The 26,032-nt window shown below is 45.2% G+C and carries 18 protein-coding genes and 1 pseudogene; 5 read left to right on the forward strand and 14 right to left on the reverse strand.

Translation table 11 applies throughout. From position 1 onward, the window contains the following. Positions 1–168: 168 nt before the first annotated feature. Positions 169–2,160, reverse strand: coding sequence for an excinuclease ABC subunit UvrB (uvrB, locus tag MHI21_RS22840; protein WP_061829965.1), 1,992 nt, complete (start codon positions 2,158–2,160; stop codon positions 169–171). 208 nt (positions 2,161–2,368) lie between these two features. On the opposite strand from uvrB, the gene MHI21_RS22845 reads away from it, so the two are divergent. Next, positions 2,369–3,196 carry a flagellar motor protein gene (locus MHI21_RS22845; protein ID WP_342418949.1) on the forward strand — a complete coding sequence of 276 codons (828 nt, stop codon included), beginning with the start codon at positions 2,369–2,371 and terminating at the stop codon, positions 3,194–3,196. After that, on the forward strand, positions 3,180–3,995 hold the full coding sequence (locus MHI21_RS22850) for a flagellar motor protein MotB (protein WP_160789173.1): 816 nt from the start codon (positions 3,180–3,182) through the stop codon (positions 3,993–3,995). The genes MHI21_RS22845 and MHI21_RS22850 overlap by 17 nt, the downstream gene beginning before the upstream one ends. Before the next feature lie 236 nt (positions 3,996–4,231). On the opposite strand, the gene MHI21_RS22855 is transcribed toward MHI21_RS22850, so the two are convergent. After that, positions 4,232–4,459 carry an aspartyl-phosphate phosphatase Spo0E family protein gene (locus tag MHI21_RS22855; protein WP_023990607.1) on the reverse strand — a complete coding sequence of 76 codons (228 nt, stop codon included), beginning with the start codon at positions 4,457–4,459 and terminating at the stop codon, positions 4,232–4,234. A gap of 258 nt (positions 4,460–4,717) precedes the next feature. Then, positions 4,718–6,139 carry a DNA-binding protein gene (locus MHI21_RS22860; RefSeq protein ID WP_342418950.1) on the reverse strand — a complete coding sequence of 474 codons (1,422 nt, stop codon included), beginning with the start codon at positions 6,137–6,139 and terminating at the stop codon, positions 4,718–4,720. Between the two features lie 256 nt (positions 6,140–6,395). Here MHI21_RS22860 and MHI21_RS22865 point away from each other — a divergent pair, with 256 nt between their 5' ends. Continuing rightward, positions 6,396–6,767 carry a helix-turn-helix transcriptional regulator gene (locus MHI21_RS22865; RefSeq protein ID WP_342420239.1) on the forward strand — a complete coding sequence of 124 codons (372 nt, stop codon included), beginning with the start codon at positions 6,396–6,398 and terminating at the stop codon, positions 6,765–6,767. Between the two features lie 98 nt (positions 6,768–6,865). On the opposite strand, the pseudogene MHI21_RS22870 reads toward MHI21_RS22865, so the two are convergent. The 9 genes and pseudogenes from MHI21_RS22870 to ftsE all read right to left on the reverse strand — a co-directional run bounded on the left by MHI21_RS22870 (position 6,866) and on the right by ftsE (position 20,327). Then, positions 6,866–8,262, reverse strand: a pseudogene (locus MHI21_RS22870) (helix-turn-helix transcriptional regulator). A gap of 192 nt (positions 8,263–8,454) precedes the next feature. Then, positions 8,455–12,519, reverse strand: coding sequence for a glycosyl hydrolase (locus tag MHI21_RS22875; RefSeq protein WP_342418951.1), 4,065 nt, complete (start codon positions 12,517–12,519; stop codon positions 8,455–8,457). A gap of 301 nt (positions 12,520–12,820) precedes the next feature. Next, on the reverse strand, positions 12,821–13,204 hold the full coding sequence (locus tag MHI21_RS22880) for a hypothetical protein (RefSeq protein ID WP_023990615.1): 384 nt from the start codon (positions 13,202–13,204) through the stop codon (positions 12,821–12,823). Between the two features lie 273 nt (positions 13,205–13,477). After that, a complete protein-coding gene (locus tag MHI21_RS22885; protein WP_023990616.1) occupies positions 13,478–14,035 on the reverse strand; it encodes an rRNA adenine N-6-methyltransferase family protein in 558 nt (185 codons plus the stop codon). A 177-nt stretch (positions 14,036–14,212) separates the two neighbouring features. Beyond that, positions 14,213–15,529 (reverse strand): PDZ domain-containing protein, encoded by a 1,317-nt coding sequence (locus tag MHI21_RS22890; protein ID WP_342418952.1) that lies wholly within the window; start codon positions 15,527–15,529, stop codon positions 14,213–14,215. Between the two features lie 164 nt (positions 15,530–15,693). Continuing rightward, complete coding sequence (locus MHI21_RS22895) at positions 15,694–17,160, reverse strand: S41 family peptidase (protein WP_023990618.1); 1,467 nt, start codon at positions 17,158–17,160, stop codon at positions 15,694–15,696. A 206-nt stretch (positions 17,161–17,366) separates the two neighbouring features. Then, positions 17,367–18,650, reverse strand: a complete 1,284-nt coding sequence (locus MHI21_RS22900) for a peptidoglycan DD-metalloendopeptidase family protein (RefSeq protein WP_342418953.1) — start codon at positions 18,648–18,650, stop codon at positions 17,367–17,369. Between the two features lie 83 nt (positions 18,651–18,733). After that, positions 18,734–19,651 (reverse strand): permease-like cell division protein FtsX, encoded by a 918-nt coding sequence (ftsX, locus tag MHI21_RS22905; protein WP_013312238.1) that lies wholly within the window; start codon positions 19,649–19,651, stop codon positions 18,734–18,736. Continuing rightward, the gene (gene ftsE / locus MHI21_RS22910; RefSeq protein WP_023990620.1) at positions 19,641–20,327 is read right to left on the reverse strand and encodes a cell division ATP-binding protein FtsE; all 687 of its coding nucleotides are present in this window, start codon (positions 20,325–20,327) and stop codon (positions 19,641–19,643) included. The genes ftsX and ftsE overlap by 11 nt, the downstream gene beginning before the upstream one ends. Positions 20,328–20,550: 223 nt before the next feature. On the opposite strand from ftsE, the gene MHI21_RS22915 reads away from it, so the two are divergent. Further along, the gene (locus tag MHI21_RS22915) at positions 20,551–21,969 is read left to right on the forward strand and encodes a VanW family protein (protein ID WP_342418954.1); all 1,419 of its coding nucleotides are present in this window, start codon (positions 20,551–20,553) and stop codon (positions 21,967–21,969) included. 71 nt (positions 21,970–22,040) lie between these two features. On the opposite strand, the gene MHI21_RS22920 is transcribed toward MHI21_RS22915, so the two are convergent. Continuing rightward, complete coding sequence (locus MHI21_RS22920) at positions 22,041–23,186, reverse strand: S-layer homology domain-containing protein (protein WP_342418955.1); 1,146 nt, start codon at positions 23,184–23,186, stop codon at positions 22,041–22,043. A gap of 266 nt (positions 23,187–23,452) precedes the next feature. Here MHI21_RS22920 and MHI21_RS22925 point away from each other — a divergent pair, with 266 nt between their 5' ends. Further along, positions 23,453–24,241 (forward strand): alpha/beta hydrolase family protein, encoded by a 789-nt coding sequence (locus MHI21_RS22925; RefSeq protein ID WP_342418956.1) that lies wholly within the window; start codon positions 23,453–23,455, stop codon positions 24,239–24,241. A 75-nt stretch (positions 24,242–24,316) separates the two neighbouring features. On the opposite strand, the gene MHI21_RS22930 is transcribed toward MHI21_RS22925, so the two are convergent. Continuing rightward, positions 24,317–25,951 (reverse strand): glycosyltransferase family 39 protein, encoded by a 1,635-nt coding sequence (locus tag MHI21_RS22930; protein ID WP_342418957.1) that lies wholly within the window; start codon positions 25,949–25,951, stop codon positions 24,317–24,319. Positions 25,952–26,032: the final 81 nt, after the last annotated feature.

Genomic DNA, 26,032 nt, shown 5'->3' on the forward strand with positions numbered 1-26,032 from the left:
TTCATCTCCTTAGCCGTAGTTCACGTCATGCTATATCGCATTGGATTATCCCATGGAAGTGATATATCGCAAAGAGAACGACCACATAGGCCGCCCTCACTATTTTTAAAAGCAAAGCAATCAAACATTTTATTTTCATATGTTTTGCTTCTAGCTTATTCTCAATGTTTAATCAGCTCGCAACTCCAGCAAAGCATCACGCAGCTCGGCTGCCCGCTCGAACTGTAGGTTCTTGGCGGCATCTTTCATCTCTGCTTCCAGACGCTGAATGAGTGATTGACGCTCCTTCTTGGAAAGTTTACCCGTCTCATTAGGAAGGTAATCATTCTTAGACTCTGCCACCTTGGTTGCTTCAATAACATCACGAATCTTTTTACGGATGGTTTGCGGGGTAATCCCATGTTCTTCATTATACTGAATTTGGATCGCACGACGACGTTCCGTTTCCTTTATCGCTTTATCCATAGAATCGGTAATCTTATCGCCGTACATAATAACACGACCGTCACTGTTCCGTGCTGCCCGTCCGATCGTCTGAATCAGAGAGCGTTCAGAACGCAGGAAGCCTTCTTTGTCCGCATCCAAAATCGCGACCAGCGATACTTCCGGCAAATCGAGGCCTTCCCGCAACAAGTTGATCCCGATTAGCACGTCGAAGGTCCCTAGACGAAGATCCCGCAAAATAGCCATCCGCTCCAACGTCTTAATCTCGGAGTGCATATACCGAACCTTGATGCCTACTTCTTTTAAATAGTCAGTCAAATCTTCAGACATCTTCTTCGTAAGTGTAGTCACCAGCACCCGTTCTTCACGTTCTATGCGAAGCCGTATTTCACTAATGAGATCATCAATCTGCCCCTTGCTCGGACGCACCTCAATAATCGGATCAAGAAGCCCGGTAGGACGAATAATCTGCTGTACCATCGTTTCGCATTTCTCCATCTCATAAGGTCCTGGAGTAGCCGATACATAGATGATCTGACTTACCTTGTCCTCGAACTCTTCAAACTTCAACGGGCGATTATCCAATGCAGATGGCAAACGAAATCCATGTTCTACCAGTACATTCTTACGTGCTTGGTCACCGTTATACATGGCACGAATCTGCGGCAACGTAACATGGGACTCGTCAATGACGATCAGCATATCATCCGGGAAATAATCCATCAGCGTATATGGTGTCGCTCCTCGCTCGCGGAATGTCAGTGGACCTGAATAATTCTCGACGCCGGAACAAAAACCAACCTCTTTCATCATCTCGATATCATAGCGGGTACGTTGTTCCAAACGTTGTGCCTCTAAGAGCTTCCCTTGCTCCTTCAACTCCGCTAATCGCTCTTCAAGCTCACGTTCAATGTTGACCAACGCTACCTTCATCGTATCCTCATGAGTAACGAAGTGAGATGCCGGGAAAATGGCAATATGATCACGTTCACCGATCAATTCACCCGTAAGCACATTAATCTCGGTAATTCGTTCAATTTCATCCCCGAACAGTTCTACACGTATAGCGTGTTCCCCGTGGGAAGCTGGGAATATCTCGACAACATCCCCCCGTACACGGAAAGTACCCCGCACGAAGTTGATATCGTTCCGCTGATATTGAATATCGACCAAGCGGGACAAAATCTGATTGCGGGGTTTCTCCATGCCGACTCTAAGTGAAAGCAGCAGGCTTGAATATTCTTTCGGGGAACCCAGACCATAAATGCAGGAGACACTCGCTACAATAATAACGTCACGACGCTCAAACAGAGAGCTTGTCGCTGAGTGGCGCAGTTTATCAATCTCCTCATTAATGCTGGAATCCTTCTCAATATACGTATCGGAAGACGGGATGTATGCTTCCGGTTGATAGTAATCATAGTAGCTGACAAAATAATCGACGGAGTTATTCGGAAAGAACTCTTTAAACTCACTCGCCAGTTGAGCAGCCAAAGTCTTATTATGTGCAATAACCAGCGTAGGCCGATTCAGCTTGGCAATGGTCTGTGCGATGGTAAACGTCTTACCTGTTCCCGTAGCACCCAATAGCGTTTGATGCTTCTTTCCTTCTGCAATTCCCTCTACCAATTCAAAAATGGCCTGAGGCTGATCGCCTTGAGGTTGGAATTCCGACTGAATTTCAAAAGTCTTATCGCTAACAACGATATCACTCATTGCCCTGCATCACCCTTATCGTCTAAAATGGAAACATCATGATTTTACACCAGTCGAGCTTTAACGTCTTTACCTGTAACTCTATGTCGATATTTCCCGAGCAATGATACTTGGGAAATATGGTTGGATAAGAATGTTTGTTCCCGTATTATACCTCTTTCTTACCGTGGATGCAAACGATAAGTCTTGAATAGGAGTGAATTAAATTTTGGATATCACCATCGTATTGGGCATCATCGCCGGAATCATAGCATTAATCGGTGGCTTCTTATGGGAAGGCGGCGAATTTACAGGGCTGCTTCAAGGTACATCGGCTCTCATTGTATTTGGGGGAACTTTCGCCGCAGTTGTGATCAGCTACCCAGCTTCCAAGCTGAAGACGATCCCCACCGCTCTACGAATGGCATTTAGCCGTGAGGACAATCCTACGAAGCAATATATAGAAGATTTGGTTTCCATGGCTGCCACCTCACGCCGATCCGGTGTGCTTGCGCTAGAGCGTACTTCATCAGAGCATCCGAATGCATTTTTGCGTGAAGGTCTTCAGTTGGTCATCGACGGCACCGAGCAGGAGCAGATCAAACAGATTTTAGAGCTTGAGTTAGATGCCATTGAACACAAACATGAAGGATACGCCAAAATATTCGAATCCGCAGGCGGTTATGCCCCTACGATGGGGATTATCGGTACTGTCATGGGCCTGATCCATGTACTGGGCAGCCTGACCGAGCCTACTGCGCTTGGTCCGTCCATTGCTGTTGCTTTTATCGCAACACTATATGGCGTTGCTAGCGCCAATCTGATCTTCCTGCCCATCGCATCCAAAATAAGAGCTGCCAGTGAGAGTGAAATTATCACTATGGATTTGCTGCTGCAAGGTATTTTGGCTATCCAAAACGGAGAGAATCCAAAGCTTGTACGCAAAAAGTTGGAGTTCTTTATCCGCTCAGAGCAAAAAATAGATCACAAACCGCCTCGTCGCTCACGCACAGAGGACGCTTCTCCAAAGGAGGACTTCCATGAGAGCGCGCGGTAAGCGCCGTGGGGGTCAAGGAGGCGGCGGAGACCATCGTGACCGCTGGATGATTACCTATGCCGATCTGATCACCCTGCTGCTCATATTTTTCGTTGTGATGTATGCCATGAGTAGTCTGGATGCTAAAAAATACGATGTCGTTGTTCAATCCCTCCAGGATACGTTCCACAAGGGAGATTCTATTTTGGAGCAAGGCTCGGGCATTACAGGTACTGCCGATCGTTACACCAGCAAAAATCCACCCACGACCAAGCAACCGGCAGCCAATAAAAAGGAAGCTGGATCGACAAAGCTCACCGAACGTGAACAAGCATTCCGCACGCAGGAAAAAGAGCTGCAAAATCTAATGGGTGTCATTCAAGAATATATTACGGACAACAAACTGGAAAACCAGATTTTCGTGTCAGATCAGCCGCGTGGTATTGTCATTACACTGAATGACCGCTTTTTATTCGATCAAGGTAGAGCTGCACTCAAGCAAGGCTCTGCCAACACGCTATCCAAGTTGGCCAGTCTATTTCGAGATTTGAAAACACCGATTAGCATTGAGGGCCATACAGACAACATTCCGTTCACGCGCTCCTCTAACTCATCGACGTATAAGGACAACTGGGAGCTTTCCGGTGCACGGGCACTGTCCGTACTCCGATTCTTTCTCGACAGAGAGCAACTTTCACCCTCAGGATTTCAGTATGCGGGTTACGCAGATACCCGGCCGGTTGGTGACAATAGCACCGAAGCTGGACGACAAAAAAACCGCCGTGTCGAAATCACTGTGCTGCGCCAGCTTCAACAGTAAAACCCAAAAACCTCCTGAGTCACGCAATAACGTGAATCGGGAGGTTTTTTTGATACATATTCATCATTAATACATGGCCTCCGCTCTGATGTAGACGCAGAACAATAAACCGTACGAACAACGTGGATAAGAGCGGCGTACTAGATGCAATAGAGATTATTTTGTTTATTCTATATCCCACTATGTATTAGAAGCCCTGGTGAAGTTAGATTCTATCTTTTCATGATACTTGAAGATTAGTAAGATAGGACAAGCTCGTGTTGCTTCTCTTGTATTTGTGAACTTTGGGGGATGCTCTGTTGTCTACGATAGCTATATTTCCAGTCGCTGTACTTATTAAGGAGTCGATCCAACTCCATGGACTTGATTAACACCCGCCGATCCTTCAATCCCACCTCATTCGCCAAATCATTTAGTTCCTTCCGCTTTTCTTCGATGCATTCCTCCAATTGTTTCCATTTCACATCAATAAACCTCCTGTTCGGTGTGGTATTTACATCAGTTTACAAGCTGATACCTTCCCTACAGGTTAAAAATATAATAAAACCCAATTCATCCCTTTAACGGGGCGAATCAAAAAAGCCAATTCAAAGGAATTGGCTTAGAAGCATAATTTCTAATTCTACTAATGTCCATTTCCATGCCCATAAGTGCTATAGTTCCCATTTCCATGCCCGAATATATCCAAATTAGTATTAAGCGTTTTTCCAAAACTAACAAAACTAATTAGACTTAGTGCCAACAAGGAGAACATCGTTAATTTTTTCATCATTTAATATCTCCTCCATTATAAATTCATAATTCTTTCTATGCTGAGATGTGGAGTCTTTTCTGAACTTTTCAAACAAAGCAACACATTCTACAAACTTTGTTTTATTATTAATATTTTTATAAAATTTCAGACTTTCTAAAATAGAATCAAGACCTTGATCGATTTTTTCATTACCAAAATAGTAAATTGCCAGTTTATAATGTAAATCAGCATATCTGTCCACAGTTGGCGCTAGCTGATAATATCCACTATCCAAAAAGAAACTATCATTAAAATCTCTAATTTCCTCTGAGAAATCGGAAAGTATCGCATCAATACTAAATTTATATTTAATAGCAGACTCAACAATAGTAAGCAAACCAGGCAATACTTCAAGGGGATTTTTCTTAAGAAAATTAACATACGAAGGTAAACTCCCCTTTTCACCCATTAGAACCTTTAAGTTAAGTTTATTTGCTTCTGCCCATAATTTGAGAAGTTCAACTTCTTCTAACCCTAATTCATCTAGTCCTTCAAACCAGCCTAAATCAGCGTAACCTTCAATGTATTCCATTGCTTTTTCATACATTCCTTGTAGTTCCAAAGCATTGCCTTTAAGTAAATAACCTTGTCCATAATAAACAACAAGCGGCCTTTCGGTCTCTAATTGTCTATACTTATTTATGTTTTTTCGCTTCTGAATTTCATTTTTATATACAGTTGTTGCTAAGTTTCGTAGCTCGTCAGCATACCTTTCCACCTCTTTCCATTGGTGAAGACTAAAGTAGATATTAGCCAACTTCAACAAAGCATCTAAATGATAATTTTCAGGAAGTCGGTTACGATAGGGGATGAATCTTAAAACCGCTTCCAAGTTCCTTTCTAAATCTTTACCTATCGAAGCTACAAATAATTTATAATGACTGATTGCCAATCTCTCAGAATGTTGGTACTTTTCATTTTCAATAACACATTCATAGAAAGGAATAGCTTCCTTTAGCTTTCCTTCCTCATACAACTCTTCTGCTAAAGTGAAAATTGTAGGAATATGATTAAGATCCTCCATTAAGCGTGAGAGCACTTTCTCCACACACCTCAGATTTCCTACTTCAACACAACGTATAAGGAATGGTTTAACTCTTTTCCAATGAGGTCTTCCATCGTAAAAGCATTCATCCACATACAGGTCATACAACCAGCCCTCTGGATAATTAAATGCTTTGGTAATCAAGTCCATTTGTCTTACAGAGATAGGTTTAGGCGGATTGCCGTTAAGCATAGCACTAAATATGCCCCGGTTAAGCCCCGTAGCTTGTCCAAAACTATTAAAAGTGTAGCCACCAAGTTTTAGTTCTTTCTCAATTTCCGAACGGATCGTGGTTGCATTTTCCAATAAAAACACCCCCGGCGTATTCAGATGATTTTAAAAAATCACCCTCCTCGACAATCAATTACAATATACTAGAAATTATATGAATAAATTGGATGACGGTCAACCCCTTTTCTACACTGTTTTATTATATTATGGAATTTGATGTTTATTAAAATAGTTCTTACAAGAACTAAATATCGAATAATTAAGGTAATTTAATTACCTCCACGCTTAATCCAGCTTTGTCTACACTCATACTATAGGAGTGTGGGTGTCTATGGAAACAACCAAACTATTAGGAACGAAAATCCGTCAATTTCGAAAATTGCGGGGTATTACACAAGAACAGTTAGCAGAAGCATCCGATTCAACAGGTTCCTATATCGGCAAGTTGGAGCGCGGTGAGGTCAATGTACAAATTAAAACTTTGGAGAAAATAGCCGAAGCGCTAAACACCAATGTATTTGCATTTTTTGATTTTAATCCTTTTAAAGAACTCAAAAGTCAGCCCTGGATATGGGAATGCGTTCATATCCTTTCCCAGCAGAGTGAAGCGGATCAGAATAAAGCTTATCGTATTTTAAAAGAACTGTTTACCTCTTCAGAGCGTGAGCTTTCTGAAAATAACTTCGATGATTCAGACAACTAACTAAAAAATTAACTTTTTCCCGAGTAGTCATACACGTAATAGGTCAAAAGGACTATATAATTTACTTAGAGTAGTAGATTATATAGCCCTTTTGTATTCTAAAAAGTCATTTCCTTGATATTGTTCTCCACTGCTTTAATCACTTTTTCATATTCTATCCGTTGTTCATGTGTCGAATGATCCTTATATTTCTCAAACAACAACGTGATAGACTTGATATAGTAAGCCTTATCGTTTAACTGTGAAGTTGCCTTTAAACTATTCAGCATACAGTCTATTGCCTCAGAATAGTTCCCTTTATTAAAATAGTAGCGACTAAGCTCAAGAAAAAAACGGGAATAGTTTGCTAGATTATAATTCGTCTTGTAATAAGAAATATTTGTACGTAAATCTCTAAACTCATTAATATTCTCTCCAAAAAGAATTAAATATTCGTCTATCATATAATTATAAGTATTGGCAGACTCTAATATGGTTAGTAACCCAAGTAATATTTCCTGAGGATTATTCCTAATAAGTTCTACATAGGCAGGTAAATTAGTCATATCTCCCATCAGAATTTCTAAATTCAAACGGTTTGCCTCTGCCCACATTTCAAATTTCTGTGCCTCTAAAACTCCCACTTCATCTAGCCCTTTAAAAGAAGTCAATTTTTCATAGTAAGGTATAAGTTTCATTGCTTCTTCATACAGCCCTTGCTTTTCAAGGGCAACTCCCTGTAATAAATAGGCTTGACCATAATAGACGATTAGATGTCTTTCTGTATTTAGAGGCTTGATTTCATGTTTTTTCAGCCTAGTTAGAATCTGCTGTTCAAAAATATTTTTGGTGATCTCCTCAAGTTCTTTAGCATATTGTATAGTTGTCTCACAATCATCAACTTGGTAGTACACATTTGCCAGCTTTAATAAAGCGTCCAAATGATGAGATTCAGGCAAATTTTTGCGATAAGGAGCAAATTTTATAGCTTGTTGACGATTATTCTCCAGATCTTTGTTTAAAGAACAAGAAAATAGCCTGTATTGGCTTATAGCTAACCGCTCCGAATAACGATATCTCTCATTTTCAATTACACACTCATAAAAGGGGATAGACTTCTTTTTCTTTCCTGCTTCGTGTAGTTCTTCTGCAAGCTCAAATATCGTCGGTACATAGGACAAGTCCTCGGTCAGTCTCCACAATACCTTTTGAATACAGTCTTTTCTCCCTAACTCTACACAACGCAATAAAAAAGGCTTAATCCGTTTCCAGTGCCTTTCCCTTCGTAAAAGCATTCATCTATGTATAACTCATACAGCCAGCCTTCGGGATATCCCAATGCCTTGGTAATCAGGTCCATCTGCCGAACAGAGATTGGCTTGGGTGGGTTACTGTTCAACATGGTGCTAACTGTACCACGGTTAATTCCAGATATTTTACTGAAACTGCTAAATGTATATCCCCTTTGCTTTAGTTCTGTCTCTATCTTCGAGCGGATCGTAGGTGTATGTTCCATGCTAATCCCTCTCTTTAGCTTGAAAAATTATATTTTTCATCTCTTCTAACGTTATAAGGTAATTTTGGTTCGTGATTCCTTAAACCTGAATATAATAATCAAACACATCTCTTGGAGTATTTTTGTACAAAAAAATGAGCAGGTGGGATACTAAATCCCCCTGCTTATTTCAGCGATAGTATTTATATCATTTTAATTAGCTGTCGGTTCGGTTCCCCAGACAAGTATGCCGTTATGGTACAACGTAGCTTTCGCATGATCGGCGAATGAAGTTTGCGTGCCTTTGTACGAGTAATCGTCACTTTCGTTATAGTTCGACCAGTCTGCTTTATGAATACGGGTTTGAATTCCGCTCGTGCTTCCTCCAGGTGCTAACACGCCTGCATCCGAGTTAAAGCTGACTTCCAAATAATAATCAGCGCCTCCTACAGCTTTATCCATTTTAACCAACTTACCATTCAGCTTCGAGCAGCTCAGCGTCGCATAGTCGCAGTTGAATGTCTGCGTGCGGTCGCCGTCGATCGTGTAGTAGTAGCGAATTTTCAACTCGTTGATCGGTACGGAGGTTGTACCTTTGTTTACAATTTGGAAATGCGGGTTCAAATGATTGTCGTTCACATTTGTATCCGCTGTGCGATACTGGAGCACCAATCCCGTTGTCGGCTGCTGAGTATCCGCTTTCGGCGCTGCGCTAGCCGTGTTCGAAACCGTTTGACCTGCATCGTTCTTCGCTACGACTTGGTAATAGTACATCGTGTCTGCTGTTACGGCTGTGTCGGTGTAGCTGCTTCCGTATACATCGCTCGCTACTGTGGCGAAAGCGCCGTTTTCAGCCGTCGAACGCTTCACTTCATAGCTTGCCGCATTCGCCGATGCTGTCCAGCTCAGCTTTACTTTCGCCGTTTCGCCCGCTGCGTTCAGCGTGAAGCTGCCCGGTACTGATGGCTGCTCGGTAATGCCATACGTTTTCAAGTTAGTCGGGAGCTTTTCAAGCGTAATGACGTTCGGATGATTATACACTTTTTTCAGATGCTCAAGACTGTTTTGTTTGCCGTCTCTCAAGAAATCCCCATACCATGTAGCGAACCAGCTCCAATGGGCTTGATACGCCTTCATCAGGTCAGGGTCCGGGATAGGTCCGTTTTCGCTCATGGCAACTAGCTTTTTATCCTTGCCTAATGTAACAAGGTCTTCATATTTTGCAATTTGCGGGCTGTAGTCGCCTGCTTGTGGATAAGAGTCGAAGCTCAAAATATCCACATACTCATCTCCCGGATACCAATCCGGAGCAACAGAATTCCATACCCAGATCAGATTGTTCAATTTGTGCACATTCGTCAAACGATCATGCATCAAAATATACAATTTTTTAACAGGCTCAGGGCCTTTGGCGCCCCACCAGAACCATTTGCCTTCCGCTTCGTGCAAAGGACGGAACAGGACAGGAACTTTCGCATCCTGCAACTTCTTCAATTGCCCTGCAATCACATCGATGTCGCGAATAAGCAATTTATAATCTTCGGACTCTGGATGATTCATCGCATATTCTATATCGAATGTAGTCGAATCGGCATAGAAGCCTCTCCACCATTCTTTTCCCTGTGTATCGATCAGACCTTTCGGCGCATTCCAGTGCCATGCAAAGGTAACAATTCCCCCTTGCTTATCCCATTCAATCGCCTTTTCCGTCTCTGTGGAACTAAGACCGTGTTCCGCTCTACTTGGCGAATAGTCGATCAGGTCAAGCGCTGCAATTGCCGGCTTTTTACCTACATTTGCTTGAAGCCAATCAATTTCGGGCATATCCTCTTGACCGGAAAGCATATTCTTCCCGTATTGATCAACCAGATAGTTCATCAATGCTCTTGCTTCTACCGTCGCATTCGGATTGGTGAGCGTTTTGGTTACTGCATGTGGTGGACGGTCAGCAGCTGGCTCCAGCTTGACGTAGTCAATATCATACCAGCCCCAGCCTGTTTCAAAACCGATCGTATTCGCCCCTGCATTCAACAGAACCTTACCACCGGAGGTTTCTTTAAAATCAGCCGATTTCCAAAGTACCAGCTCGCCAGACGCTTTGCCGTTTAAAGAGAAGTTGGTGCGTTTGTCATCATGAGGCGAACGGTAGCCGATTGTAAGATTGTACAAGCCTGCCGCCTCTGCCTGAATCGTCATCGTCAGGGAATCCCCTGCATTGTGGAAATTGGTTACATAACCAGTACCGGAGAAGCCGGTCCCGCTGGATTCCACAATGGTTCCCTTCAGCGTGCCATCTTCGGCTTCATAGCGATCCTGTCCGTCTACAGGCGTTCGCGGAACCGCTTTCAAAACATTGGATTCGCTCGTTCCCGCCTTTGTTTGTGCGGTTATTTTATAATAATAAGAAGTGCCGTTCGTTACGTTCGTATCCGTATAAGACGTTTCGACCAAGTTGGATGCTACAGCAGCAAAAGGACCGTTTTCATACGTTGCCCGCTGTACACTGTAACTTACAACTCCGCTGGAAGCGTCCCAGGATAAATCGACTTTCCCATCGCCAGCCTCAGCCCTCAGGGCAAAGCTTTCAGGACCTTCCACAGGTGGCACAGACGTATCATTGCCAGCAGTCAACACGATGTGATAAGCCGTCAAAGGCGGTACTGTATAGGTAAAGCGGTTGCCTGAAATTTGCGTGATTGGCGCTGCTCCCTTAATTTGCGAGCTATTTTTGTCGAAGCCCCATACTTTACCGGAACCGTAAGTCGTCTCGCCGGAAAGATCAAATTGGGCGTCGAATGCACTGTCCATGCTTTTATTCATGACAACGAGGTGCAGTTCTTTGTAGGATGCATCCGTTACGGAAGCATGCACCGAGCTATTAACAATATCCGACGTTTGCGCATGAACGCTGATATCACCGAAAGTAGAGCTTTTTCCGTCATAATTGCGGTAAAGCTTGTAAGCGGCACTAACGTAGTTGTTGGCACCATCCTTCAACTTCCAGTAGTTTGCCATATAGACGTCGTTTTTGCCCAAGATGCCCAGCACATCAGTCATAGCGATACCGCCGGAAATATCATTTTCGCCACCATAGCTATACTCAGTCAAAGCCAGCTTGGTTCCCGGGTAATACTGATTCACCGACTGCTTTAATCGAGGCAGTAAAGGCAAGAATTCACTGTTCCATTGAGCAATCCAGCTATCTTCCTTGTAGGTCGGGTCCCACAAGGTACGAGGCGCCTGCATTCTGGCTTTCTTCGTTTCGTCATTGCCTACCTCATTTGTAATTCGTATGCCTCCACCCATCGCTTCAGGATACCAGTGCACATCGAAAACATCCAGCAATCTCTTGCCTTCAGCTTGCGAGCTGAGGCGCATTTGATCGAGGTAATAGTCCACGAACCAGCTATAGTTGCCTTTTACAGAGTTCCAATCAGGTGCAGTTTGAAGATCTTTATAGGCGCCAAAACCGTAAAGGACGGGCCCAAAAATTTCCGCACCCGCGTCAACCGCCTTAACGGCTTTGGATAAACTTACCGACCGCTCTACCAACTCTTTCGCTCCGACCTTTTCACCATGAATGCGCGGATGCGTATGCGACCAGAGAGCGGGTTCATTGTCGAGCGAGTATCCTTTCACACCTGTTTTTGTTGAAGCAGAGCCATACTTTTTCACTAAAAAGTTGACGAATTCATCCGCATAAACCTGATTGTCTTTCAGATCAGGCTGCAATTGAAACGGCGCATTTTTAGCGTTTACGACCTCATTCCACCGAGCGGAAGGAGCCTTTTCGCTTTCCTGCACACTTCCGTTTCCATCCTTGGCCACATAACCGGCCATCGGCAGTGTGACTAAAGAATATGTGTCCTGCTTCAGCGATTGATCGTGAAACGAGGTTGCCACCGCACCTGGCTTTTCACATTCGGCTTTTGTCAATCCGGCGTTGTCGCATAAATAGCTATCGCTGGACTGCATCCAGTCGCTTCCTGCATTGGACATATTGTTTTCCCAGTTATATCCGGTCATTCGATTGCCACCAAGTCGTCTGGCAGTCAGATTCTCATCGCCTGACAACTCCTGATTCGTACCGTAAATATAAGGGCTAATAGGCTTACGATCCTTGGATGTATCGACTTTAATGGTAACAGTCTTTGCCGTTTGACCGTGAACTACAGCTGGAGCCGGTACAGCCCCCACTGCTATAATCGTGCATGCCATGACGATCGGCAGCCATTTGGAACGCTTGGACAAAATACCCCTGCAATTTTTCCCCTTCATGCCTCTTCCTCCCTTCAATTTAAAAAGAGCGGCACCCATACGAATGCCCCTCCTTGAGGCTTTAAGGCCCCTTTCCTGTCCCCAAACGAGCTTATCGTTCCGTTGCAGCGTCATATCCCTGCTTGAAATGTTCCAGCCGAAGACAACACCCTCTTTCTTTGAAACTGGATTTATAATATTACCTTAACACAAAGGTATATTGACATTTTTAACTACTATTTTAATTAGATAGTATTAATTTCTTAAATAACCATATAGCTTGAGTATCCCAATAGCTCTTGCTCATCCACACTCGTCTTCCCTAGCGCACTTTATCCTTTTGAATAAGCTTATAATAGATGCGTGCAGGCTCTGACTCTCCAGTGGATAAAATGTATTCTGCCAAAGGCGCGCACAGCTTTTGGAGATAGAAGGAGTATAGCAGCTCGGCCGTGTCAAAATGAATTTTCAGCACTTGCTTCATCAAGCCTTCGAATTTGGAGTAATCCAGTTCTTCCGGGGTAATATCAAACGGGTACTCAGGAAAGGTTTTTTTCTGAATTTCAACAAATTGCTCCCTAAGCTTCGGTTGATTACCTGAACGGGCAGCCGAGAAATTCATCATAAAAAAAGATACAAAATCCGTCTCACGATCACTTAACTCATAGTACTCACACCAACGCATGAATATCAGCGGTTTTACCATATATAAATCTCCTTTAACAAAAGTTCAGATTTATCATGAATCTTACAAAAATCTAGCAGGTTCCATCTTATGTAATATATAGGTTAAGCCCCATTTTAAAATATGATTCCTTAAATGAATTTTGCTTTTTAACATATCCCCTTCTTATATATCCATAAAAGTGCACAACAAAAAAAGACCGTTTCAGCATCTCAATGACGCTGACCAAGTCTTCTCATAATCATCCGTATATTCACATTCGTATTTATTCTAATCCTCTACATAGCTGCAAAGTTACAGGCTGCAAGTGAACACATAAGCGGGCGGAACATTGCAGTTTACCTTTTTAATCTGAATGTCAGCAAAAAAGGTGCGAAAAAAATTGTGTTTGACCTTGCTGTACTGGAACGTAATAAATTTGCCTTCCTGGCCCAAAACCTCAGCCGTTTGTCCCAAAATGAGGCTGGATAATGCAGCGGGCAAGCTGGTGAAAGGGAGCCCTGACACGACATAATCCACTTTTGGGACCTCATACTGTCGTATATACTGAGCTACATGCTCAGCCGATCCATGAATAATGTGTACCCTCTCCAAGTGTCCGTACTTGCTTTGTAGCGTTTTGTAAAACGATTCATTAGCTTCAATCACTAAAAGTAGCGTTTCTGGACGCTTGTTCAAAATAAGCTCTTGCGTAAACACACCGGTTCCTGCACCATATTCAATAATGCACGATGCTTTGTCAAAGTAAATCGGTGTGGCAATTTGTTTGGCCAACTGTCTTGAGCTGGGTATAACAGCGCCTACGCTGCGTGGATGCCTGATGTACTCTCGAATAAAGTGGATCGCGTTCATCTTTTCCTCTCCCTGCTTGTCACACATGATAGGCATTCGGTTCATCAACGCTTCTTATTACATATTCATTGTATACCGATCAGAATATTGATTTCAAGCAGGCTACTGTCGGCATATAAAAAGAGCGTAGCCTTATTCGACTCTAATCAAATAATGACTACCCTCTTGTTGTAACATCTATTTGTCCATGGTATCCAAATGTGCCTTCTCTGCCTGCGATGCCTGTCCAGCTTTACGTTGGCGTGCGCCTATGTGCATGGCAACAATCCGGTAGATGGAGGCTGACTGTATGGATACGGCCCAGCTCGCGTCTGCATCAGGTGCAAGCACAACCCCTAGCTGGTGATGATCGCCATCGTACATGCCTCGCTGCACAAACTTGCTCTCGCCCTGCAGATTGCGTACCTCCAGCTTACAAAAAGCAGAGTTGATCCGCAAGGCCTGGTGTAACTCGGCACGGGTATTCACAACAATCCCATTCACGCGGTAAATGGCCTCGCCCGGCAGTATGCCCATGGCTGTCGCCGGACTGTCTGGCAGCACAGCGAGAACACGCATCCCTTGCTCCGGATGAACAAACATCGGGCTAAGACGACTTTCCTCTATATTACCATACCAGATCAGCGCCTCATGAGCCAGAAAGGAGAATAACGCTGCTAACAATATCAGCGGACTCCACCATGCAGCCAGCAAGCTCAGCAGAAGTAAAGCCACACTATACAGGAGCAAACGGTTCGAAGTAAGTACCGCCTTCTGTCGTGGTAGCTGGCCTAGCGTCACGCTGCTGAAGCCCATCAGGACTGGCAAGGCTGCCAGCATATACCCGGTTCCGGCATCGCCGCCGAACAAAGGTGTCCAGGGAAGCATGAAGCCTCCCTGAGTCGGTACCAACAACAACAACGGAATGGGCCAGAGGTCTTCCATACGATAACCGCCAACCAATCTTCCCCGTTTGCCCTCGACAAACAGCGGAGTGGCCGCCTTCCCCCCTTGCCAGCGAACCAACAGCGCCTCAGCCACATGCAGCACGGCGACCAACACCAACAGTGCTGGAATATCCAATCCGCGGATGGCTGCGACTGATGTTCCAAGCGCTCCTCCAGGTTGCCAGCCACTGGCCACGTTTAAGAAAAACTGAACCACACCTAGCAGACCTACCGAATAAGCGAGACACAGGTAACGGACGCGTACCAGCATGAGCAGTAATGTCGCTACCCACAGGCACACGATGGAAGCCGAGTTCAGATGCACACTGACGAACATTCCCAGAGCAGATAGCGCCATTCCAGCAAGCAAACCACTCCATACGACACGCCAGGTCTCTGCAGTCCAGCTATGCATTTTGGTATGAAATAGCTTGCGCTCCAGCAGCATTTGCCGACGATAACCAAGTGCTACAATGAGTATTGAGATATAATAAAACGGCTGCAAAAGCAGGTACAAGCAAGCATTCAAGACGCTCCATCCCCATTGTAATGCCCATTCCAAGTCCATTCACACTCCTTATGCCCCTGGCCCGCTGTATAGCGGATCACGTACATTTCATATCCATTTATTCTATATGAAATTGCCAACGTAGGGAAGACAAACCGACAGACTGCAAATAAATCCCAATATAAAAGGAGGCTGTTTCCAGCCCCCTTGTTGTAGCCTCACTATTATTTCGCTGCGCTTGTCTTCATTTCCTTCCGAATCTCTTCAATCCCCTGCTTGAGTTGATTATCATTTTTCGGATCACGAATTTTCTCAATCAGCTTGGCTTCCATCGCTGCTGCTGTCTTCGCATCAATGATGCCGCTAGCCGTCAGCTTCGCTTGTTTTTGGAAAGCAATAACAGAGCTTTCAGTTACTTTGTCAAAATAGCCATCCTCGCGACCTGGTTTGTATCCCAAGCCTTGCAGAATGATTTGTGCATTTTTCACATCACTGCTATTCATATTGTATTTCAAGGACTTTTCCTTGTTCAACGGTGCTGCTGTGAAGTATTCAGGCTGTTCCACCGCAATATTCGGCTTAATCCCTTTTTTATGAATCCACGTTCCATTTGGCGTTAACCATTTGGCAATCGTGATTTTGAGCAGGCTACCGTCACCCATTTGCTTGTCATAGCTGGTTTGTACAGTACCTTTACCAAAGGAATTTTCCCCGATCAACACAGCACCTGCTGATTGCTGGAGAGCACCTGCCAGAATTTCGGACGCACTTGCGCTGCCTTTATTCATTAGCAAAGTCACTGGATAGTTCTTACGTGATCCTTTGGATTTCTCTTCTTCACGCTTCTGATTCTTGTCTTCCACTTGTACAATCGTTTTGCCAGAAGGTACAAATTGCTGTGCAATATCAATGACCACGGAAAGCACGCCGCCCGGGTTATTACGCACGTCAATGACGAGCCCTTTAAGCCCTTGTTTTTCGAGCTTCGCTAACTCTTCCTTGAAACGTTCTGCTGTATTCAAGGAGAACTGGGTGATCGTGATGACGCCTACACCGTCGCTTTCCATATGAGCCGTTACAGTTTCCATATCAATGTTGTCACGGGTAATCGTGTATTCGAGCGGATCAGGAGAGCCACTGCGCTGAATTTTGACTTTTGCCTGACTGCCTTTAGGTCCACGGATTTTGGAAACGGCCTTGTTTAGATCCAATCCGTCCAGTGTTTCACCATTAACAGACAAAATAATATCCTTAGAGCGTAACCCTGCCTTCTCTGCCGGGGAGCCTTTAATTGGCGTGACTACAACTACTTTCCCGTTTTCGGCCGCTACTTCGGCTCCGATCCCGGTAAAAGAACCTTCTATGGATTGCTCGAATTGTTGGGCAGTTTCTTTACCCATATAAGAGGAGTACGGGTCGCCGAGCGACTCCATCATACCATTGATGGCGCCATCCACTAGCTTGGTACGATCCACATCCTGATAATATTGTCCCTGAATCAGGTCCATCGCCGTCTCGATTTTGCGGATATCACTTCTGGAGGTAGAACTGCTACCTGTCACACTCGCCAGCAGTCCTTCGCCCAGAGCGCTGTTCCCTACTGTAGTCGTTCCAGTATAGGCAAAAGTGAGCAGACTGCCGCCAAGCAGCCCGATCACCATCAAGAGTATCGCTGTACTTTTTTTCAACATCTAATCGTCCACCGCCTTCTCATTATCTTGTATCCTATTACCTTACAACGCATATCCATCCACGAAGTATACGTCTAGCTTGTACGGAATATGTTAATTGTATCCTACTCCGTGTCTCAATGCACATGTTCTTCATCGGATATTAACCATTACAGCAAAGCCCTATCTACAACCGTAATGGCTATAAATAGGGCTTACCTTATCTACTATAAATAGTTCATCGGATTTACAGGTTTGTTATTTTCGCGCACCTCAAAATGACAGTGAGGTCCTGTGGAATTGCCCGTCGAACCAACTTCTGCAATTTTTTGACCACGTTTCACAGTCTGCCCGGTATGAACCACCGTACCGCCATTGCGAATGTGTCCGTATAGGGTCCATAGCCCGTCTCCATGGTCAATCACAACCGTATTTCCATAGCCACTCCACCATTCGGCAACAATGACAACACCATCTTCGGCTGCATGAATATCGGTTCCCTGCGGAGCCGCCATATCAACACCGGTATGGCCTTTAAGCTTGCCGGTAATCGGATGCACCCGCATGCCAAAAGTAGATGAGAGTCGGTAATGGGATACAGGTAAAGCCAACGTGCCTGATCCACCCGTATACGTACTGGCTGCCGCATGGCTGGAATTCGAGGCGGCGCCTGACGATGAAGATGCATATCGTTTGGCTTCAGCCGCACGTGCAGCCGCTCTAGCGCGTGCTGCTTTGGCAGCCTGCTCCGCTCTAAGCTTGTTCTTCTCCTGCACCAGACCCACACGTTTGTTAGCGAGTGCTACCAGCATGTCATTTTGCTCTTCGCTGATTTCATCTGACTCAGCAATATCATGATCGTAATTGGAAATCAGTCTTTGCTTCTCTTTCTCTTTCGAATTCAGTTCTGCTTTAGCGTCCTGCTTGAGCGCATACAGCTTCTTGGCATTTTTATATTCCGTGTCCAGCTGTTTCTTCTTGCTTACGACCAATGCCTTGTCCTTTTTATGCTCGTCCAACAGGATTTGATCCTGCTCCACGATCGTTTTCAGGGAATCTACCCGGCTGAGAAAGTCACTAAAACTGGACGAAGACATCAGCACGTCCATATATGAGACGGTTCCATCCGTATACATCAAGCGCACACGAGTTTCCAGCATTTTTTCCCGTGACTGGATACGATCAATGGCCTCGGCTAAATCTTTTTTAGTCGCACGCAGATTATCTTCCGTTTGATCAATCTGAACCGCAACACGAGTCAGCTGATCACTGACGCTGTTAATCTGAGCAAGCACAATTTTCAGGTTTTGCACGGTTTTATTTTTGTAATGTTGAGCATACTGTTTATCTTGAGCAGCCTTTTCCTGTTGTTGCTTGGCAGATTGGGCCTGCTTTTCCAATTTGTTCAGCTGCGAATTGATTTCACTCATGCTTTTGGCATATCCGTCAGAAGGCTGGATTAGCAATGCGGCTACCAAGGTAGCGGCCAACACAGATCCTGTTTTTTTCAACTTGCACTCCCCATCCTTTATCGCAAAATAACACCGGGCTTCCCCGTACTAATTTATCGACCACGACGTCCAACCCGCGCTTCTTATACTTTTAAGAACTTGCGCATGGACAGGGTACTGCCAACAATTCCGACCAGCATCCCCAAAATAATCAGCAATGCACTCAACTGAATCCAAATGCCTTCAAGTGGCATAAGCTTCAACATATTCAGAGCTATATCACCCTGTACGGCTGTGAGCAAACGCTGATAGCCAGTAAATAAAATACCTACAGTAATAAGGGAACCAATGAGACCGATAAGCGCACCTTCGATAAAAAACGGCCAGCGTATAAAAAAGTTGGTTGCACCGACCAGCTTCATAATGCCAATCTCTCTGCGTCGTGCCAATATGGTCACGCGAATCGTATTCGAGATGAGGAACATGGACATGATCGCCAGTCCGGCGACGAATATAAAGCCTACATTACGAATAAGCTTCGTAATTGTAAAGAGTGTCTCTACGGTGCCTTTTCCATAACGAACCTTTAAAATCGGCTTCTCTGGATGCAACGTATTCAGCTTCTCAATCTTTTCGGCCACAAATGGAACCGTTGTTGGTTCAATAACTTCTACTACAATTTTGTCCGGTAACGGATTGCTGTCCTTATCAAAACCCTCCAGCAGCTCCTTGCCGCTGTCTCCCAGATCTTTGCGCAGCTCCTCCAAACCCTGAGCTTTAGTCACAAAGGTCGTTTTGCTGATTTCCGGCATCGCCGCAATTTCCTTTTGCAGTGTTTCGCGCATGTTCTGCTCTACATTTAGCTCCAGAAATACGTTAACCTCCACCTGACTATCTGCCTGATCAGCCAGGGAATTGACATTGAGCACCAGCATGATAAATACGCCCAATATAAGTAATGACACAATAATCGAGGTGACGGATGCCACGGACATCCAGCCATTGCGGAATATGTTTTTGAAACCTTCCCGCACATGACGTAAGAAGGTGTTAAAAGTCATATCCGTACTCCCCTCTTACCTGATCCCTTACGATGTTGCCATTTTCAATGGCAATTACACGTTTACGCATGGAGTTCACGATGTCCTTATTGTGGGTCGCCATTACAATAGTCGTGCCCCGAAAATTAATTTCGTCCAGCAACTGCATGATCTCCCACGATGTTTCGGGGTCCAGATTACCCGTAGGTTCATCGGCAATGATCACGGAAGGATTGTTCACGATCGCCCGTGCAATTGCTACACGCTGTTGCTCCCCACCGGAAAGTTGGGCAGGCTCACGATTCATTTTTGTTTTCAAGCCAACCAGTTCAAGCACTTCTGGTACCCGTTTGCGAATCAGCTTCTTAGGAGCTTCAATAACTTCCATAGCAAAAGCCACATTCTCATAAGCCGTCAAACGCGGCAAAAGCCGGAAATCCTGAAAAATGACTCCGATGTTACGACGAACGTAGGGAATTTTACGCTGCTTGAGCTTCCCGATATTAAAACCATTGACTGAAATTTGCCCCTTGGTAGGTACTTCTTCTCTATAAATAAGCTTCATAAAAGTCGATTTCCCCGCTCCAGACGGGCCGACTACGTATACAAATTCATTACGGTCAATTCTGACCGATACTCCTTGAAGTGCGTGGGTTCCGTTAGTATAGGTCTTCCACACATCCTGCATTTCAATCACTCGATCACTTCCCGCTGCTTAATCATATTACGCATAACCTAATATCCATTCGACATATTCCATGCATTTCCTTTAAAAACTTCTCTATTTCATCATACCGTTTATCATTGTAACAAATTTGTTACCTAAATAGTACCGAAAGTTTTCTGCTTTTGGCACATATATATGAATATTATGGCACACGAATCGCTATCAAGCTTATCAGACAGGAGACATCTGCATTATGAAAAAAATTCATTTATCTGTCATTTGGATATGGTCTGGTGTTCTGGCGCTGGCCATGTTGTGGGGAGGACTTCATCTGTACGCCGACAGACAAACGCTGCCGGAGGGAGTGAGGGTCGGAGGAATGAACGTAGGAAGCATGGATCACACAGCCGCTCTTCGGCTGGTGGATAAAAAATTGGATACATTGAAGCAACGTGGACTGCTTCTGACGGACAGTGACAGCAGTGCACAGGATATAAAACTTACACTCGGGGAAGCAGGAATTCATTATAAAGCGGAGGCATTTCGGAATGCCGTGAAGTCACTCAGCTCGGAGCATCTATGGACTCGTGTGCAGACACGTTTTAGCTTCGAAAAGGAATGGTCTATCACATCTTTCCGACAGGAGGAGATATTAAGGGCCCGATTCGGAGTCGATTGGGAGGAGCAACGATACGGCATGCCTATCAATGCTGTGCGTCAGATTGACGGGAATGATCAGGTTCGTTATATTCCGGGGCGTTCTGCCCGACGCCTGGATTGGCCCAGATTGGACGCCGCACTAGATAAGGCGCTGCCCAAGGATTTTACCGATTCGGAAGAGCCAGTACGAGTGGAATTACCTTTCCGTCAGCTGGAACCGAAAATTTCGGTGGACAGTCTACGGAACGAAGGGATTGAGCGAAAAATCGTCCAATTCTCCACCAGTCTCGGCAGTAGCTCGGAAGGACGTGTGTATAACGTTAATTCAGCGGCAAGCACCGTTGATGGTCTAATTCTTAAGCCAGGCGACATATTCGACTACGGTCAATTGATTGCCAAGGCTGAGCGCACTCATGGCTTTCGTGAAGCTCCAGTGATCGTCAACGGTCAGTTGGAGTCCGGCATAGGCGGCGGGATTTGTCAGGTATCCAGCACGGTATATAATGCAGCGCTGCGAGTCGGTTTGGACATTGTTGAGCGCCGCAACCATTCTTTGCCAGTCAGCTACCTGCCCAAAGGTCAGGATGCGACTTTTGCTACAGGGTCCATTAATTTTCGTTTTAGAAACAATACAGGCAAGCATTTACTGCTTCGTGCCGCTGTCCAAAACCGAACGCTTACTGTTAAATTTTTTGGTACATTTCCATCCAATGTTTCGTATGAACTGGAATCCCATACGGTTCGCGTACTTCCCATACCGGAGAAGAGACTCCGTAATGACTCACTTTCCCCCGGCTTCTATCAAGTACTTCGGCAAGGCAAAGAAGGGTATGTGGTAGAAACATTCCGGGTAAAAAAGGTAGACGGAAAAACTGTAGATCGCACCCGAATCAGCCGCGATACGTATCGAGCGCAGCAACGCATTATAGCTAGTTATGGCGGTGGCACATCGTCTGAGCCACAAACACGTGAACCCGAGAGATCTATTGTCGAGGACGGTATAAGCGAATAAACGAAAAATCCCCCTTCTACTGTCGGCTGGACTTGTTCCAGACAGAGTGAAAGGGGGATTTTAGCTATAAATTACTCGCTGCGTTTACCCAAAACAGAAATTTCTACAGGCTCACTTTCGTTACCGTCTGCATCTTTAGCTTTGATTACCAGTCTAACCGTTGCTTTTTGAGTAAGCACACTGATACTAAATGTGCCATCATCTTTGGCAACTGCACTACCGATAGGCAGATCGTTGGAATAGGCAGTAACTGTGGAACCAGCTTTAGCTGTCCCTGTAATTGTACCTTCACCATCATGCACATCGTTGACTTTCAGTGCTTCCGTAGTTGCAACTGTGTCTGTAGTCGTAGTCGTATCCGTAGTTGTGTCGGTATCTGTGTTGGTATCTATTGTTGTAGAGTTGTCCGTAGTCGTGCTATCTGTGCTGGTACTTGTGCTGCTATCTCCTGTTTCGCTGCCAGAAGTAGTTGACGTGTTACCATAAGTGGAATCTGTCACGTTGCTGTATGTGGAGTCCGTCACCGTTCCACCAGGAGTCGTCGTCAGATTATCGACAGAGCTCAGGTTGTAACCGGAAGCAGCGTCCAGAATAGCAATCGCCTCTGCACGAGTCAGCGACTTCAGTGGCTGGAATTTACCATCCGGATAACCGTTGATGATTTTTTGCTCCGCAGCTGCCGCTACACTTTTCTTCGCCCAAGATCCAATTTTGTCGGAGTCAATGAATTTAGTAACATCTGCTGCGTTACCCGCAGTCAGTCCAATAGCTTTGCCTACGATAGCCGCAGCCTCTTGACGTGTTACCTTACCATTTGGTTTGAGCTTGTTATCTGCATAGCCGCTTATGTAGCCTGCATTCACGGCACTTGTCAGCTCGTTGTATGCCCAGTGCGAAGCTGGAACATCTGTGAACGTTCTGCTTCCATTACCGTTTACTTTCACACCACCCGCATATGTTACGTCTGTCACTGCTGGAGTTTCCTGTGTGAACGTTCCCAAGCTGCGATTCAGAAGAACAATAAATTCAGCACGTGTGATTGCTGCATCCGGTTTCACCGCCCCGTCCAATTGCCCTGTGGCTGACCAGCGTTGCACCTGGTCTCCCGCCCAATGTCCACTTGTAGTTTGGGGAGCAGCTGCCGCTGCGCTGAATGCGCTAAGAATAAGACCTGTACTCAATACACCTGTAACTGTGTTTCTTAACTTTTTTCCCATGCTATAAATTCCTCCTCTGATTGGATTCATCATTCTTTTTTAAACACTTTACCAGAAATCAAACCCAAATAACCCCCAAATTAAAAAAATCGTCCCATATAACCATACCCCCACCTAATGTAGGATAAATAAGAAACGGGACTTAATACCTAGTTATTCACTTGGATATGTATATTTAGACAGGCTAAGGTATACTGAATGAATACTCGGTCATATGCTGGAACACCGCAATGAGGTCACAAAACCCTAAGAAAAGAGGTCTTCTTATGGCTCTTATTCAATGTCAGTTTTATTCGGAAGTTCTAGGTCTGAGCACATCCATGAATGTTATTCTTCCTCAGGCAACCCGTTCGCAAATCGGACTGGAGGGCAAGCAAGGAACCGGGCCACATCCGACGCTATATTTGCTGCATGGCCTGTCGGACGATGATTCAACCTGGTTGCGTCGAACCTCCATTGAACGCTACGTCGCCTCATTGGGCCTAGCTGTCGTCATGCCCCAGGTACATCGGAGTTTCTATACGAATATGGAGCAAGGAGCGGCTTATTGGACCTTTATCAGTGAAGAATTGCCGTCTTTGGCACGTTCGTTCTTTCCTTTGTCCGACAAGCGTGAAGACAATTTTGTAGCCGGGCTTTCTATGGGGGGATATGGTGCTTTCAAACTGGCACTCCAGCATCCAGAGCGTTTTGCAGCCGCTGCCAGCCTTTCGGGAGTCATGGATTTACACGCATCACGCACCGATCCTATGCAAAATGCGATGAGTCCAGCGGAATGGCTTAACATTTTTGGTCCAGGTGAAATGCGTGGAACGGATCACGACTTGCTGGAACTGTTACAACGTCATGCGGCCTTGGGGACCTCTCTTCCCCGGCTTTACCAATGCTGCGGCACGGAGGATTTCCTATATAAGGGAAATCAGGTTTTCCGTGAAAGATGTAATACTACCGGAGTTCCGCTGACCTACGAAGAAGGTCCTGGGGCTCATGAATGGGGATACTGGGACGCGAAAATTCAGGATGTACTGGCGTGGCTACCACTCAAAGAGCACTAAACAGGTTAAAAAAATCCCCGCAGCTTCCCTCATCGCACCATGGCTAAGGGATAGGCTCGGGGATTTTTTTGCACATTACGGATTTGTCGTGGTCTCCGTCGATGGAGATTCTTTAGTTAGTGACTTGGGTAGCACCTTGTACAAGCGCCACTCACCGTTAAACTCACGTTCAAGCTGGACCCATGGAGCGCCTTTTTCATATAAATTCGGATATACCATATTGATTTTACTCAGTGGCATGCCTGACATGATCTTAGGTACAAGGATATAATCCACATGGTGATCCTGCGGATAACTTAATGCTTTATTGAACGAATAATCGCTAGTGATCAGGAAGCGTTTGGGATGTTGGCTGTAGACAATCATGGTGTAGGCTGAAGCCGAATCGGTCATAATGGTAGACTTCGGCTGATGCTCATCCAACCAGACGGCAATCTTACGATCTGACTCCTGTCTCACGTAGTTCACATTACCTGTCCGTGTGAGAAAGCTGTTCTCATCCGGTGCAATATCCGGGCGAGTCAACGCATAGGAAAGTAATCCAGCGGTAAGCAGCAGACTGACGGACACCAGGCCAAAGGCTGCCCTCCGCCATCGTCCCTGAAGCTGGCTCAGCTCATAGGGCAACCAGGCTACAGTAATTGGGAACACGTACATAAAATAACGAAACCATCCGTACGAAGATTGCTTCATCATGAGTAAAAACTGCAACCCCGGCACTGACAGGAACAACAGCAAAATAATCAGTGTTCCCCATCGGAACAAGCGTCCACTCAACAGACGAATGAACAGAATAGCAAACAACGGTACCGAATACCAGAGTGTTTTGGAAGCAATAAATTTCAAGGCCACCAGCGGATTGGAGAAAATCTCTACAAACTTATCATCATTCAGCAGCTCTGCCGATTGGGCTGTGTTCGAATACTCAGAATTCAGGAAGTAAAAAGCATTCCCCATAATGAGATAGTTGAAGAAAATCCACAACAGCCCGGAAAAGACCACGGGGAGCAGAAGCAGTAACCAAGTTGCCTCGACCTTGTGCAGTTTTTCTCGCAAGGCCAACTCGCGTCTGCCCATGTTTCGATGTAGAAACAGGATCGCCAATACCACTCCACCCGCCATTGCCACGCCCAGAGGAACCGCTTCATAGCGAGTCCAGAACGCCATGGCAAGCGCTAATCCAGAAACAATCAGACTTGCCGTCATGCGATCCTTGAGCCACAATGCAAACTCAATCACCGTCATCATAATGAAATATATGTATAGCGAATCACTCAGCCCATTGGCACCAAACAGTAGAATAAACGGATTCAGTGCATACAACAGTGCCAGTATGATGCTCATCCCTGAGCTAAGCCCTGTTCTGACCCCCGCCCGATACAGCAACATAGCGGTCAAAGCGGCAAAGGTAGCACTAAGAATGACAGCAGCCAATCCATAGGTGGCTAATGCCGGAAAGATTGGATACAGCAGTAGAATCACCATCTCCAGAAGACTGGGTAGTGGATTCCAGATAAATCCGATTGCGCCCAGATGCGGGTCACGGCTGTACAACACATAAAATGCATTAGCTACGCGACTGAGCGCGTCTGTGTGCATATATCCCAGAACATAGCTGAAATAGATGCCCGCAGACAACTCCAATGCAAGTATAAATACAAACAGACCTATAGACATCCATCTGCTTGCAGACCATTTGCGAAAGGACATTCCTCTCGTTCCCCCTCAAACTTCTTGCGGTGATACAGCTGTAGCCCACTCACACCCTACAGCTGTATTCTTCCCTCCGCT

The organism is Paenibacillus sp. FSL H8-0168, assembly GCF_038592955.1.
GTDB lineage: Bacteria > Bacillota > Bacilli > Paenibacillales > Paenibacillaceae > Paenibacillus > Paenibacillus polymyxa_B.